Genomic DNA, 12,634 nt, shown 5'->3' with positions numbered 1-12,634 from the left:
GCTGCCTATTTCGCGCAGGTCTGCCGCGAGAACGGAACGTTTGCGTCCGCGCTGGCCGACAGGGAGGGAAACGGATTCATTCAGTTCGCCGAGGACGATATCAAAGCGATTAAAGACTGCGCGCCGCAGTTCGCCGAAGTGATGAGCTTGCGGCAGGAGCAGTCCATCGTGGAACGTCTCGAAAACAGCCGTCCCGTCACGGCGGAGCAGCTGGCGGGATTAACCGAAATCACCAGACTGCCTAACCTTCCATTCCGTCATCCGGAAGAGACAAAGAGCAGGGAAGCGTTTCGCACGGACCACTCCGACGGAAACCTCAACCACACGGAAAGCATCCGGGACAAGGTTCTTGACGCGAGGGACCGCAGCAGAGATTTTAACGACTTTGAGCAGATTCTTGCCCGTCAGGGAATCGGCATCACCACAACCCGAAAGGGCGAGGTCATGTTTTACGAAGCCCGCCGGGGCGAGGACGGTCTTCTCCCGTTCGGAAAGGACGCGCAGGGGCGGACGGACTGGGCGGTTGGGGCGGACACGCTGAGCCGAAAATGGGGCGTGGATGCCACGCATGACTGGTTTGAGAAGAACCGTCCCGCGCCCGGGAAGGAAGCGGGGGACAGAAGCCGGCGTCAGGAGCACGAGGGACAGCGGCCCGTCGATGGTGCCCTGGACAACGACGGGGCAACGCCGGACCTTGACCAAGGCGTGAAGTCCCATGACAGCATTGACACGGATGACCATACGGCCCGGATTGAGCATGAGGGCGTCGGTACGGATGTTTCCCCCTCCATGGCGCGCGAAGCAGAGGACCGTGCTGCCAGAAGCTCTGACAGCGGTTATTCCCTGAGCAGCGTAGCTCGGGAGATGCGCGAAGCGAAGACCGAACTCGAAGCCGAGAGCGGCACACCTTCCCATGAGCTGGACATTTCAAATCGGATGAAGCCGGTGCGCTAAAAGGAAGAAGGACGGAAAGATGGCAGACAGAAAGGGAAACCCGGAAGTAAATAGGCGCATCGCCACGTCGGCTCTTGTCACGCTGGCTTTTTCGGTGACAGGCTTCTATCTCGGGAACCGGTACTTTGAAGCGCTGGCGTCCTACCCGGGACAGTTTCTTGACCACTGCGGGGACGCACTCCTGACCATGTGGGCGCGAATCCGCGAAAATCCTCTCTTACTCGCCATGGACACAAAGGCGCTCCTCGCCGGTTTCTGCATGGCACTGGTCGTGTGGATGGTCTGGCTCAGGCACGTGGTTTACATCGGGAATTACCGCTCCGGCGAAGAAAGCGGCTCCGCCCGCTGGGGGACGGTGAAGGAGGGAAGGCGGTTCCGGGACCTCAGCAACCCGGACAACAACCTCATTTTCACAGAAAAGTACGGGCTGGCGCTGCACCGGCCTAAGTATGACCCGGCGCTGGACCGCAACCTCAACGTGCTTGTGGTCGGCGGGTCCGGCTCGGGCAAGACATTCAACTACGTGACGCCGAACATCTGTCAGCTCAACACGAACTATTTCATCACCGACCCGAAGGGAACCCTGCTGAAAGACGCGGGCTACCTGTTCACCGACAACGGCTATCAGGTGAAGAGCTTCAACACCATCAATCTTGACGAAAGCATGCACTACAACCCGCTCAGGTACGTGAAGACCGACACGGATATCCTCTCGTTCGTCAACTGCTTCATCATGAACACGAACGGCGAGGGCAAGACCAGCGACCCGTTCTGGGAGAACGCAGAAAAGATGCTCTATACGGCGCTCATCGCGCTTTTGCGCGACTGGTTCCCGGAGGAGGATTACACGCTCTCCGGTCTCCTGACGCTCCTCTCACTGGCAGAAGCAAGGGAGGAGGACGAGAACTTCATGTCGGCGCTGGACCTTATCTTTTACCAGATTGAAACCGGGAAGCGCTTTGCCAGAAATGTTGGGGCTGCGGGTGCGCCCCGCAGGAAGGGCGGGCTGTCCCGCGACTTCACTGCGGACACCGGCTGGTCTTGGCAGTCCTCGCGGTTCCGCCGAAACTATGATGGCGTCCGCCCGGCTGAGCGCGGCGGGCTGTCACCGGATGAGGACTTTGCCCTGATGAACTACAAGAACTTCAAGGTGGCTGCCGGGCGCACCCTGAAATCCATCATCATCTCCTGCAACGTCCGGCTCGCGCCAATCGCAACGTCCGGGGTCCGCCAGCTTCTTGAGTATGACGAAATGGAACTGGACACACTGGGAGACCCTGACACGAGAACCGCCGTGTTCGGCATTCTGTCCGACACGGACAAGACGCTATCGTTCCTCTTTGCCATCATGATGTGGCAGTGCATCGACCAGCTCTGCCGGAAGGCGCTCACGGACTATGGGGGTAAGCTGCCAAGGCCGGTTCACTTCATTTTTGACGAGTTCGCGAACATCGGCACTATCCCGCAGATTGAGGAGACCATCGCAGTCACACGCTCCCGGAACATCGGCATCACGATTATCCTCCAGTCCATGAGCCAGCTGGAATCGAAGTACGACAAGAAGGCCCAGACCATTGTGGACTGCTGCGACTCGACCCTCTTCCTCGGTGGGAAATCCAATTCCACGAACAAGGAAATTGCGGAGATGATTGGCAAGCAGACCATCCATCAGATGACCTACAACGAGTCTTCCGGGCAATCGTCCAGCGCGAGCAAGAACCTGCAAATTCAGGGGAGAGACCTCATTGATGCCGCCGAAATCGGAAAGATGAGCCGCAGAAAAGCCATCCTCCTGATTGCCGGAACAAACCCTCTCATGGATGACAAATTCGACCCACGGCGGCACAAGAGATACTGCTACATCGTGGACAAGAGGAACCCGAAACGGCTGCATGAGAATCCCTTCGACTTCAAGCGTTATATGAACGGTACGGATTTTTCGGGCAGCGCAAGGAAGCCCGCCCAGTAGACCGTTATAATAATTTATTAACGCTGCACGGGCAGAAAGGAGAGGAAGGTGAACGAAAGGTGGAAGCCCTTGTCAGGCTCGCCGTGAAGCCGCTCGCCTATGCCGGGACAGCCGTCCTGTTTGTCGGACTGGTGTACCTCGGGATAGTGCTTCGTGAGGGGGCGCGCGGCGGCGAAATTCGGAAAGCCATCGCCATGATTGCCGCCGGCGCAGTTGTGCTCGGATTCGCATCGACGTACGGCTTTACGGGATTCTGATTGCCAGTAACACAGCAGGCAGGAAAGGAAGATTTTATGCTACAGAACGCAGTATCCATGCTCACGCAGGGAATTACATTCCTCGGCGGAGTGCTCGTCGTTTTTGGTCTGGTTAATCTCGGAATGACCATCAAGGACGGTATGCAGGGTGGCGGTGGTCAGCTCTCCGGTGCCATCGCCATGATTGTCGGCGGCGCGATTGTCATCGCGGCAGCCGTCTACTTCGGCTCCCTGAACACCGGGTGGGCCGGTTAAAGGAGGGGAGTCTGCACAATGTTGTCTGTCGCAGTTCACAAGGACATTGCTGAGTACCAGCCGAAGGTGGTTGGAAAGCTCACAACACGCACGCTGGTCTCCGTTGTTGGCGCTCTCGGCTGCTCGGTTCTTTCCGCCCTCTACATGTACTTCGTCCTCGGGATAAACCCCGGGGACAACATGATTCTCATTTATGCCGTCTCGCTCCCGTTCTGGTGCTGCGGCTTTGTGAGACCCAAGGGGATGCCCTTTGAGAAGTTCGTTCCGCTTTGGCTGAGGGCGCAGTTCGAGAACGACCGGATTTTCTACGTGCCCTCCATGGAGCTGGCAGGGCTTGTGGAGACCCCGGGCGGAACCTCCAAGAAGAAAGGCAAGGTTTATGGAAGATTTTATCGAAAGCAGCAAAGTCTCCGAGGAATCGAATCCTACTCCCCAAGGGCAGGACGCGTCATCACCTAGCGGCGGGGAAAGCCCCGGCTTTGACGTAGAAGCCTTTGTGCACGCTTCCGGCGAGGACTTCGGAACGGGACGCGCCAGCACCGATTTGGACCATGACAACGGCCCGGTTGATGTTGGCGCGCTCAAGCAGATGTTCCCCTCGTTCACCACTGGAAGGAAGCTGCCGCGCAAGGAAAAGAAGGCGGCGCTGCGAAAAATCCGGGAGGAGCGCCGTGCGGCGAAGGAAGCCGAAAAAGAAGCAAAGAAGAGCTACACGTCGGTGAAGTCCCAACTCAGGGACAGGGACCACGAGCTGAGCGAGAAGACGGCGGACGCGAGGAGAAGGAGGGAAGCCGCGAAGGACGTTGTCCGCTACATCGGTTACAACCGCATGTATCAGGATGGCATCTGCGAGGTGGAGGAGGGGCTTTTCTCGTCCACCATCGCCTTTGATGACACGAGCTATCATTCCGTCCGTGACGAGCAGCAGAAGGCCATGTTCTCGGCCCTCACACGGCTCTATGACCAGTTCGGTGCGGACACGCTGGTTCAGATGAGCGTCATCAATACGCCGCTCCTAAAGGAGGACGTTGGCCACCGCCAGTTCTTCGACCCGTCAAGGCAGAGCTGCGAAGCCGCGATGCATGACGCGCAGGTGTTCAATGACATACTCAATGACAAGGTGCGGGAAGGCGTCAGCAACATCCGGCGAAACCGCTACCTGACCTATTCCGTCAGTGCGGACACAGCGGAGGAAGCGGCAAGGCAGCTCGCCCGCATCGAGACGGAATCCAGCCGCATCCTCAACTCCATGGGCTCGAAGCCGCATCTTATGAACGGCACACAGCGCCTTTCCGTCCTCCATTCGCTGCTCAATCCCTACCGGCCCTTCATCTTCGACTATCAGAGGGATATTTCCAGCGTGCGGATGCAGACCACAAAGGACTGCATCGCGCCGGGGCAGATTGACTTCAAGCCGGATGGCGTGTACAACGACTGCTTCAAGCTGGACAACGGGATTTACGGGCAGGTCCTCGTCATGAAGAAGTTCGGCTCGGAGCTTTCCGACCGCGCGCTGGCGGATATCGTGGACCTGCCTATCCCCATGGAGGTCACGTGGTTCGTCCAGCCCATGGACAAGTCCAAGGCCATCAACTACGTTCGCACGCGCAGCGCGTGGATTGACAAGGAAATCATTGAGGAGCAGCGCAGCGCCGTCAACAAGGGGTACGACTTCTCCATTCTTCCACAGGAGCTGAAATACTCCAAGGAAGAAACGGAAGACGTTCTCGACAACCTACAGAACAAGAATCAGCGCCTTTACGTCTTCACGGGTCTTATTTACACCTATGCGGAGAGCAAGGAGCAGCTGGACACGCAGGCCATGCGCATCATCTCCATGGCACGGCAGAACTCCATCGAGGTGGACACCTACGAGTACCGGCAGCGCAGGGGACTGAACTCGATTCTCCCGCTCGGGCACAACCACGTGGAAATCAGCCGCATGTTCACCACGGCGCAGGTGGCTATCCTTGTGCCTTTCGCGACGCAAGAGCTGGACGACGCCGGCGGGAACTATTACGGCCAGAACAAGCATTCCAGAAATCTCGTTCTCTGCAACCGCAAGAAGCTGACTTCTCCGATGGGCTTTGTCTGTGGCAAGACGGGCGCGGGCAAGGGAATGTTCGTCAAAACCGAGATGACCGCGACCATCTTCTCAAACCCGACGGACGAGATTTATGTTATCGACCGCGCCGGTGAGTACACCGGAATTGCCGAGCGCTATGGCGGCTCCGTCTTCCACTTCGGCGTCGGAACCGGCACGTACCTGAACCCGTTTGATACCGTCTCTGTCGAGCACATGTCCCGCAACGAGCAGATTGCCTTCAAAATCGACGCGATGCTTGCGCAGGCGGCTGCCAGCGCCGCAGAGTCTGACGAGCCGTTCACGCAGATTGACCAGTCCATCATCACGAGATGCGTCAACATCGCATTCCAGAGCGCGGCGGAGCGAGGAGACGGCAATCCGCCCCTGCTACAGGACTTCTACGACACGCTCCGGGAACAGCCGGAAAAGCAGGCCCGCGAGGACATTGCGCTCCGCTACGAGCGGTTTATCCAGCCGCCGATGGACTTCTTCAATCACCAGTCCAACGTGGACTTCAAGAGCCGCATCGTGGACTTCAACTTGAAGGACCTCCCGGATTCGATGCTGGTCTTCGCACTCATCAACATCTGCGAAGCCGTCCGCAACCGCATGTACTTCAACGCAAAGCGAAACGTGCGGACATGGCTCTACGTGGAGGAGATGCAGTCCATGTTCGCCTACCCGACGGTCCTGAACTACTTCTCGCGGTTCTCGAACGAGGGCCGCAAGTTCGGGCTTCTGCTTACGGGCATCACGCAGAACGCGACGGCGATGCTCAACAACGAAGCGGCGCAGAACATCGTCCTCAACGCGGACTTCCTGATGCTGCTCAAGCAGTCCCCGCTCGACCGCATGAGGTGGGTGGAGCTGCTGAATCTCTCCGAACAGGAGGAAGAGTGCATTGATGAGTCCGTCGAACCCGGAGACGGTCTTCTGATTGCCGGAAACGCCCGCGTCCCGATTCGCGGAAAGTTCCCGAAGGGCAACGTCCTCTACGAGCTGTTCAGCACGAACCCCAATGACAGGAAGAAGGACAGGTAGCTGTTCCGACACGAACCGGAAGGACGGTGAACGTCAATGAAAGCGTCAGACTACGCGCGCACGGCAAGCGAACGCGAGGATGCAGGAGCGCAGCTCATCCGGACCGAACAGACGAACGCCGTCAACACCGGCATTGTGGGAAGCGCCGACAAGAGCGCGATGGCGCTCAAGCGCGCCGCATACGAGAAGGGAAGGAGGAGCAGCGCCGGCGGCGCGGCTGCGGCTGCTGCGGCAGGGAAAAGGGCGAAGGCGGGGAAGGAAGCTGCCGGCTCCGGTGGGGAATCCGGGAGCACGTTCGGTAAAGAGCGGGCAGCTTCACAAAAGACGCGCGCACAGGCGGACCACCATCTCCGGGAATCTCTCAAGAAGGCTGCAAAGCCGGCGGCAAGGGATGCGGTTATCGGCGGCGTGGTGTCGAAGACGCTTGAGGACTCAGAGCTTGAGGGCATGGATGACGCGGCCTACCGGGGCCGGCGCACCGTCTGGATTTCCAGAAGGCTCCGTCGGCACTTCTCCGGCAGGGACGCGCTTGAGAAGGAAGCGCCGCTTGGTTCGCTCTCCGAAAAGAAGTACCGCAAAAAGCCTGCCGATGCCGCAGAGGTCCAGAGAAAGGCGCAGGCGGCTGGATATCTCAGGCGTGAAATGTACACCGCGACGGACGCCACGCAAAAGGCGGCGGCTTCCGCTGGCGGAAGCGCGGTAAAGCGCGCCCTTCCTGCCGCAGCCGGGACGCAGGGAAAGGGGCTTGTCGCGCTGCTGGGCGGCGCGGCAGTTCCCGCAATCTTCGGTCTCCTTCTGGCGGTCGTGCTGGTGGCGGTGCTCGCCGGCAGCGACAACCCATCCAGTCAGGTGGATTCGTTCGGTGACCTCAGCGGAACCCAGTTGGAGGTCGCACAGGCGCTCGCTGCGGAGGGACTTGGGAAACCGCAGATTGCCGCCATCATGGGCAACATCTCCGGAGAGTCAGGCTGGGACCCCACGAACGAGTATCATGGGGAGGGAAACAGCTACGCCTACGAGTATGGGTTCGGCCTATACCAGTTCACAGACACGACGCCGGGACACGGCGAATATACGAGCTTTGTCAACTGGTGCAGCGCAAATGGACTCGACAAGAACAGCGCCAGCGCCCAGACGAAATACTTCATCGAAAACCTCCGCGCATCGTGGGCCACCGGCTTGCACCGCAGCGGCTATTACACCAAATACATCACCGAGTATTCCGGACGCGATGCAAGCTACGATGCCTGGCTAAAGACAGACGATGTGGGGTTCGCGACGTACTGCGTGATGGCCTGCTGGCTCCGCCCTGCGGACTGGGCGGCGCGGCAGTCGTTCTACCGGGACCGTCTGCCTGCGGCACAGGCCTTCTATGAAAAGCTTTCTTCTGGTGGCGGAAGCGGCGAGGAGTATGCCGCGTCTGACGCGACGCAGCGCTCCATCGTGGACGCGGCGTATCGAACGCCGTCCCCCGGCGCAGGATGGTGCGCCGCGTGGGTTTCCAATGTCTACGCGAAGGCAGGGCTGGGCGGCATCAGCGGTAACGCCTGCGACATGTACGCGGCTTACTGTCACTCGACTGACCGCTCCCAGCTCAGGGTCGGCATGCTGGTTGCCGTGAGAAGTTCCAGCTCCGGCTCAACGGCGGGCGCGACCTACGGGCACGTCGGCATCTACATCGGGGACAACAAAATCATCCACAACACCGGCTCGATTGAGGTCTGGGATTTGGACCGGTGGATAAGCACGTACTGCAAATGGAGTCCGGCGGGGTGGGGGTTCCCCTCGAACGTGAAATAAGCAGAAAGGATAGGGAATGAAAGACTGGAAGGGACTTCTGAAAAAGCACAGGAAGGTGGCTCTGCTCTCCCTCTTCGCCATTATCGTGTTTGCAGGGTTCTCGGTCACGAGCGCCCTGCACGTGGCGGAGCGGAGGGCGGCGCAGCAGAGCCAGACGGCTTCCGATGCCGCCGGAAGCGACAGCGGAAAGACGGCAGGCGCTTCGGAAGCGGAGAAGACCTCGCTCACGGAATCGCAGAAAAAGCTGATTAAAGCCTATGACTCGAAGACGCGGAAGCTGATTGAGACGCTGTGCGCCGGTGTCTGGTCCGCCAGCGACGGGAAATACACGGTTCGCTTTTACGATGACCACTACGTGGAGACGGTGAACGGCGAGGAGACCTCCCATCCCTTTGCCATCTCCGCCTGCGAGTTCGGAAACAACGGCTCCGATACCGAGGTGGACACCATTGCCTTTGAGACGGACGCCGGGACATACATTGCCACCTATACGCTTGTCAAGAGCGCCGACAGCGCGTCTGCCGGGCAGGCAAGTCTCCTGTCCGGCATGTTCGCCCTTCCCAACACGGCCTATCAGCGCTCAGACGCGGTGGAAAAGATTGCGGTTGAAGGGCTGGATGGGGAAGCGAAAGGACTGCTCGGGGACCAAGACGCATTCGTGGACGCGCTCAGCCGGTGGTGCTCAACCCATTACCCATCAGCGGTAAAGGCCACGTGGAACAAGAACGTCACCATCGACTACGACAAGGGGCTGGTTGTGACTGCCTTCACCCTGAGCAGTGACGAATCGGACGGCTCGGCGTCATTGACGGGCTCGGCAACACCGGTCATCACCGTGACGTATGACCAGAACGACAGCACTTACAAGTTCAGCGTCTAGCCCGCGCCTTGCAGGCAGAAAGGATATGTTTTGAGCGCTTACACAAATAAGACCAATAGCAGGCATATGCGTCGCGGGCCGGGCTTTCGCGCTGCTGTGATAACAAGCGTGCTCGCTTCCGCCGCGCTCGTGCTGCTCCTGCCGCAACCAGCCTATGCGGCTGCGCCATGGGACCTCAAGGGAGCCGTGGAAGAAGCCATCAAGGGATGGCTTCTGGATGGCGCATGCGGCTTCTTCAACATGTACAACGGCCTTGTTTCTGCCATCGGAGACAACGGGATTCTGACGGCTCCGTTCTCGAGCCTTCTTGGAGAGTCTGTCTACTCGATTACGGTCACGGTCCATCAGACCGCCGTGGTCCCGCTTGCGGAGTCCATCCTTGCCCTGTTCATGCTGGTGCAGCTCATCAAAATCAGCCAGAGGATGGATGCGACAGCTACGCTTCCGGCCATCAAGGATATCGTTTTCCTCGCGGTGACGTATGTCCTGCTTCACTGGTTCATCATTCACTCTCTCGATATCGTGCAGGCCGTGTACCAGATGGTCGTAGACAACATCATCCCTGTGATTGGCTCTGTGGGTAAGAAAGGCAGCTTCCTCGGCGAGGGCATCAGCACGGAGAACTTTGACCTTAGCAAGGTCACGTTCGGCGGATGCTTCACGACGCTCATCGTGGCCATCCTGTGTGCCATCACGGGCATCATTGCCTATGTGGTTGCCTTCGTGGTTGCTTACGCCCGCGCGTGGCAGATTTACGTCATGGCCGCGTTCTCTTCCATTCCCATGGCGCTCCTTGGCTTTGACGAGACAAGGCAGATGGGGGTCGGCTTCCTCAAGAACTTTGCCGCCGCCGCGCTCGCGGGAGCCATCATGCTGTTCCTGCTTGTGGCGTTCCCGCACATTCTGGCATCCCTTACCTCTCAGGTGGGAAGCGACAACATTCTTGCCCTTGCTGCGGGCGAGGTGGCCATTGACGCCTTGCAGGGCGTCCTCATGTGGCTCGGCTGCTCGTTCCTCCTCGTGTTCGGACTGATTAAGTCCGGCGCATGGGCAAAGGAAATCCTCGGAAGCTAACCGTTGGCCGAAGCGCCGGAGCGCCTTGCCGAACTCCCGCCCCCAGCGGCGGGAGAGCGCGGCTTTAATAAGTTATTAAAGGTGAAAGCAGAGTTCCCAGTGAAGGCGTGTCTTTCACGACAGGAAAGTGCGGGCGGGGCGCAGCTGCTCCCCGCCCGTTTTCGAAATAAGGGAACGGCAGAAAGGACCGGAAAGATGGAAGCTTTACTCATACCCGTTGACGGGACCCCCGTCACCATCGACCTGAAGGAGGACGCCGGCGGCTCTACGCTCAGAGAGTTGCAGCGCTTGGTGGGCGGCTCGATTGAACCGCTCAACGTGCTGTTCGGAGAAGAGATTTCAATCTACGTGAACGAGGAGGGGCTGTACAGCTGCCCGCCGAACCGCGCGGTCTACGCGACAAAGCAGATGGAGGATGCGGGGTACCTTTCGCAGTTGGACTTCCACACGCCGGTCCGCGAGGGGGACCTTTACACCGTCCTGTTTGGCAACCTTGTTGCCGTGGGCTTCGACCCCGAGACGGGTGCAGACCGTCCGCTGACGGACGGCGAGTGCCAGACGGTCCGCGACTACTTCACCCGCGTCAGCGCGCCCGGAAGCGGCCTGTCGGAGGTGCTTTCCATCACCAAGGGGCCGAAGGTGCGGCAGGACCGGGCAGAGAGCAGAAACGGCCTGCGTGAGGAAGCATCTGAGATGCGTTCCTCTTCTTCCGCGCTTGCCGGTGGCCACAAGGGGCAAAACCCCTTTGAGCAGGACCGGCAGGCATAGCCGGCAGAAAGGAGGTTCACGATGCCATACAAAGGAAACGTTCCGCTTCCCGTCATCATCATGCGTCTGGAACAGGGGCTTGAGGAAACCGCCGTTGCACAGTACACCGTCAGCTCGTGGAATACAAACTTCGCTCTGCCGTTCTACTGCGTCATACCTTCCGGCGGTGCAGACGGCGTTGACGTGGCGGGCGTTCTGGAAGAGAACCTGCACGGCATCCTCGACCACGGAGGGACAGCCGATGATGTCCGGCAGGTGCTCGGCCTTGTCCCTAGGGACGAGTTGGATGCGGACACCCTTGCGGAAGAGGATTACACCGAAATTGACCTCGGCTACTGCATCGAAGGCCAGCTCCTCACGTTTGAAGAGGTGGATCCGGATGCCGCCGACCCCGTAAGCTTCCTGTCGGAAAAGCAGGTCTCCCAGCTCAGGGGGATGCTGGAATCCGTCCCTGCGGGCAGCCAGATTCGGGCGGCGGAGCTTCTTATAGGAGATGCCTTCACGGACTGGCAGGCCTTCGCCATCTGCAAGGCCTTCCGCGAGGGGCTGGATGCCGGGACCGTCGGAAAAATCGCCGACACGCGGTTCAACCACTCGCAGATGCGGGAGCTGGCGCGCATCGCGGAAGAGCTTCTTCCATCCGTCTTTGACGAGTGCCTGAGTCCGGAGTTCTCGGCAGAGAAGCTGCATCTCATCCGGAGCATCGTGCAGAACGGCGGGCGCGCCCTCCCATGGCGCGAACTGTCGGAAGCACAGCTGGACGTTGCCGCCGGCGCTCTTTCCCTCGGCCTTCCGGTCCCTCTGGTTGAGTTGTTCGTAAAACCGCAGATTCCTGCGGCGAACATGCGCTCCGTGTTCTCCGCACTCTATGACGGCGCGGAGAGGGCAACGGTCCTGCGCATGCTGAACCCGGCCTATACTCCTGACCAGCTGGCCTGTGTCCGGCTCACGAGCGAATACAACCTCACGCCCAGACAGTTTAAGACCCTGTTCGGACCGGAGGTCCCCGCTCCGGCCATGAGGGCCATCATGTATGCGCTCGGGGAACTCTCTCTCCCGCCCGCAGACGTCCTTAGCCTTGCACAGAACCCCCTGCGGTTCTCCGGGGAGCAGCTGCGCGTCCTCTTTGACGCCATGGCCAACCCGCAGCTGTCGCAGGAGGTCGTAGCAGCCATCGCCGACCCGGCACTCACGCCGCAGCAGATGCAGCAGATGAGCGTCCAGTGCGAAGACGCTGGTGACGCCCGGAGCGCGCAGCATCTCAAGGAGAGCTTCGGGGTCCGCTCCGTGGGTGGCATGAGGGAGATAGCGGCTGCGGCCCGGGAAGCTTCCTCGGAGATTGCGGACGGACGAAGCCCTGACGCAGCCGGGAAACGGGACCCGGAGAGGTAAGAAGGGAGGATGCCTTATGAAACTTGTTTATGTGAAGCTTTACATAAACTAACTTATGCATAGTCATACATTATGAGACGTAAACGTCTCCATCACCTCTCTTTCCATAATAAAATCGACAATTACTTCACATAACATACCCCTTCTGCTGTTAGTGT

General features: G+C 59.4%; 11 protein-coding genes. All 11 read left to right on the top strand.

The window, feature by feature from the left end; genetic code table 11:
• Nucleotides 1-168 precede the first annotated feature (168 nt).
• The 11 genes from ACTNEN_RS07230 to ACTNEN_RS07180 all read left to right on the top strand — a co-directional run bounded on the left by ACTNEN_RS07230 (nucleotide 169) and on the right by ACTNEN_RS07180 (nucleotide 12,476).
• On the top strand, nucleotides 169-954 hold the full coding sequence (locus tag ACTNEN_RS07230) for a hypothetical protein (RefSeq protein WP_441205455.1): 786 nt from the start codon (nucleotides 169-171) through the stop codon (nucleotides 952-954).
• A 19-nt stretch (nucleotides 955-973) separates the two neighbouring features.
• On the top strand, nucleotides 974-2,923 hold the full coding sequence (locus ACTNEN_RS07225; RefSeq protein ID WP_441205453.1) for a VirD4-like conjugal transfer protein, CD1115 family: 1,950 nt from the start codon (nucleotides 974-976) through the stop codon (nucleotides 2,921-2,923).
• A 59-nt stretch (nucleotides 2,924-2,982) separates the two neighbouring features.
• Entirely contained in the window at nucleotides 2,983-3,180 is a 198-nt protein-coding gene (locus ACTNEN_RS07220) for a hypothetical protein (protein WP_320799779.1), read from the top strand.
• A gap of 36 nt (nucleotides 3,181-3,216) precedes the next feature.
• A complete protein-coding gene (locus ACTNEN_RS07215) occupies nucleotides 3,217-3,435 on the top strand; it encodes a hypothetical protein (RefSeq protein WP_075713603.1) in 219 nt (72 codons plus the stop codon).
• A gap of 18 nt (nucleotides 3,436-3,453) precedes the next feature.
• Complete coding sequence (locus ACTNEN_RS07210) at nucleotides 3,454-3,894, top strand: PrgI family protein (RefSeq protein WP_320799780.1); 441 nt, start codon at nucleotides 3,454-3,456, stop codon at nucleotides 3,892-3,894.
• The gene (locus ACTNEN_RS07205) at nucleotides 3,815-6,562 is read left to right on the top strand and encodes a VirB4-like conjugal transfer ATPase, CD1110 family (protein ID WP_441205451.1); all 2,748 of its coding nucleotides are present in this window, start codon (nucleotides 3,815-3,817) and stop codon (nucleotides 6,560-6,562) included. Before ACTNEN_RS07210 ends, ACTNEN_RS07205 begins: the two co-directional genes overlap by 80 nt.
• 36 nt (nucleotides 6,563-6,598) lie before the next feature.
• Entirely contained in the window at nucleotides 6,599-8,362 is a 1,764-nt protein-coding gene (locus ACTNEN_RS07200; protein ID WP_441205449.1) for a phage tail tip lysozyme, read from the top strand.
• Nucleotides 8,363-8,378: 16 nt separating this feature from the next.
• Nucleotides 8,379-9,242 (top strand): hypothetical protein, encoded by an 864-nt coding sequence (locus ACTNEN_RS07195; RefSeq protein WP_441205448.1) that lies wholly within the window; start codon nucleotides 8,379-8,381, stop codon nucleotides 9,240-9,242.
• Nucleotides 9,243-9,308: 66 nt separating this feature from the next.
• Nucleotides 9,309-10,316, top strand: coding sequence for a hypothetical protein (locus tag ACTNEN_RS07190; RefSeq protein ID WP_441205446.1), 1,008 nt, complete (start codon nucleotides 9,309-9,311; stop codon nucleotides 10,314-10,316).
• Nucleotides 10,317-10,319: 3 nt separating this feature from the next.
• Complete coding sequence (locus ACTNEN_RS07185; protein WP_441205444.1) at nucleotides 10,320-11,084, top strand: DUF3846 domain-containing protein; 765 nt, start codon at nucleotides 10,320-10,322, stop codon at nucleotides 11,082-11,084.
• A 21-nt stretch (nucleotides 11,085-11,105) separates the two neighbouring features.
• Complete coding sequence (locus tag ACTNEN_RS07180; RefSeq protein WP_441205443.1) at nucleotides 11,106-12,476, top strand: hypothetical protein; 1,371 nt, start codon at nucleotides 11,106-11,108, stop codon at nucleotides 12,474-12,476.
• The last annotated feature ends 158 nt before the right edge of the window (nucleotides 12,477-12,634 follow it).

It is taken from the genome of Oribacterium sp. HCP28S3_H8, from assembly GCF_052064775.1.
In the GTDB taxonomy this organism is placed as follows: domain Bacteria; phylum Bacillota; class Clostridia; order Lachnospirales; family Lachnospiraceae; genus Oribacterium.
The sequence above is the reverse complement of the archived record's forward strand: the minus strand, read 5'-3'. Positions and strand labels throughout refer to the sequence as shown.

What these genes read in the sequence shown, in the direction of transcription:
- ACTNEN_RS07190 (WP_441205446.1), top strand. Translation starts at nt 9,309, where the DNA reads ATGCGTCGCGGGCCGGGCTTTCGCGCTGCTGTGATAACAAGCGTGCTC.
- ACTNEN_RS07195 (WP_441205448.1), top strand. Translation starts at nt 8,379, where the DNA reads ATGAAAGACTGGAAGGGACTTCTGAAAAAGCACAGGAAGGTGGCTCTG.
- ACTNEN_RS07225 (WP_441205453.1), top strand. Translation starts at nt 974, where the DNA reads ATGGCAGACAGAAAGGGAAACCCGGAAGTAAATAGGCGCATCGCCACG.
- ACTNEN_RS07200 (WP_441205449.1), top strand. Translation starts at nt 6,599, where the DNA reads ATGAAAGCGTCAGACTACGCGCGCACGGCAAGCGAACGCGAGGATGCA.
- ACTNEN_RS07215 (WP_075713603.1), top strand. Translation starts at nt 3,217, where the DNA reads ATGCTACAGAACGCAGTATCCATGCTCACGCAGGGAATTACATTCCTC.
- ACTNEN_RS07205 (WP_441205451.1), top strand. Translation starts at nt 3,815, where the DNA reads ATGGAAGATTTTATCGAAAGCAGCAAAGTCTCCGAGGAATCGAATCCT.
- ACTNEN_RS07180 (WP_441205443.1), top strand. Translation starts at nt 11,106, where the DNA reads ATGCCATACAAAGGAAACGTTCCGCTTCCCGTCATCATCATGCGTCTG.
- ACTNEN_RS07210 (WP_320799780.1), top strand. Translation starts at nt 3,454, where the DNA reads ATGTTGTCTGTCGCAGTTCACAAGGACATTGCTGAGTACCAGCCGAAG.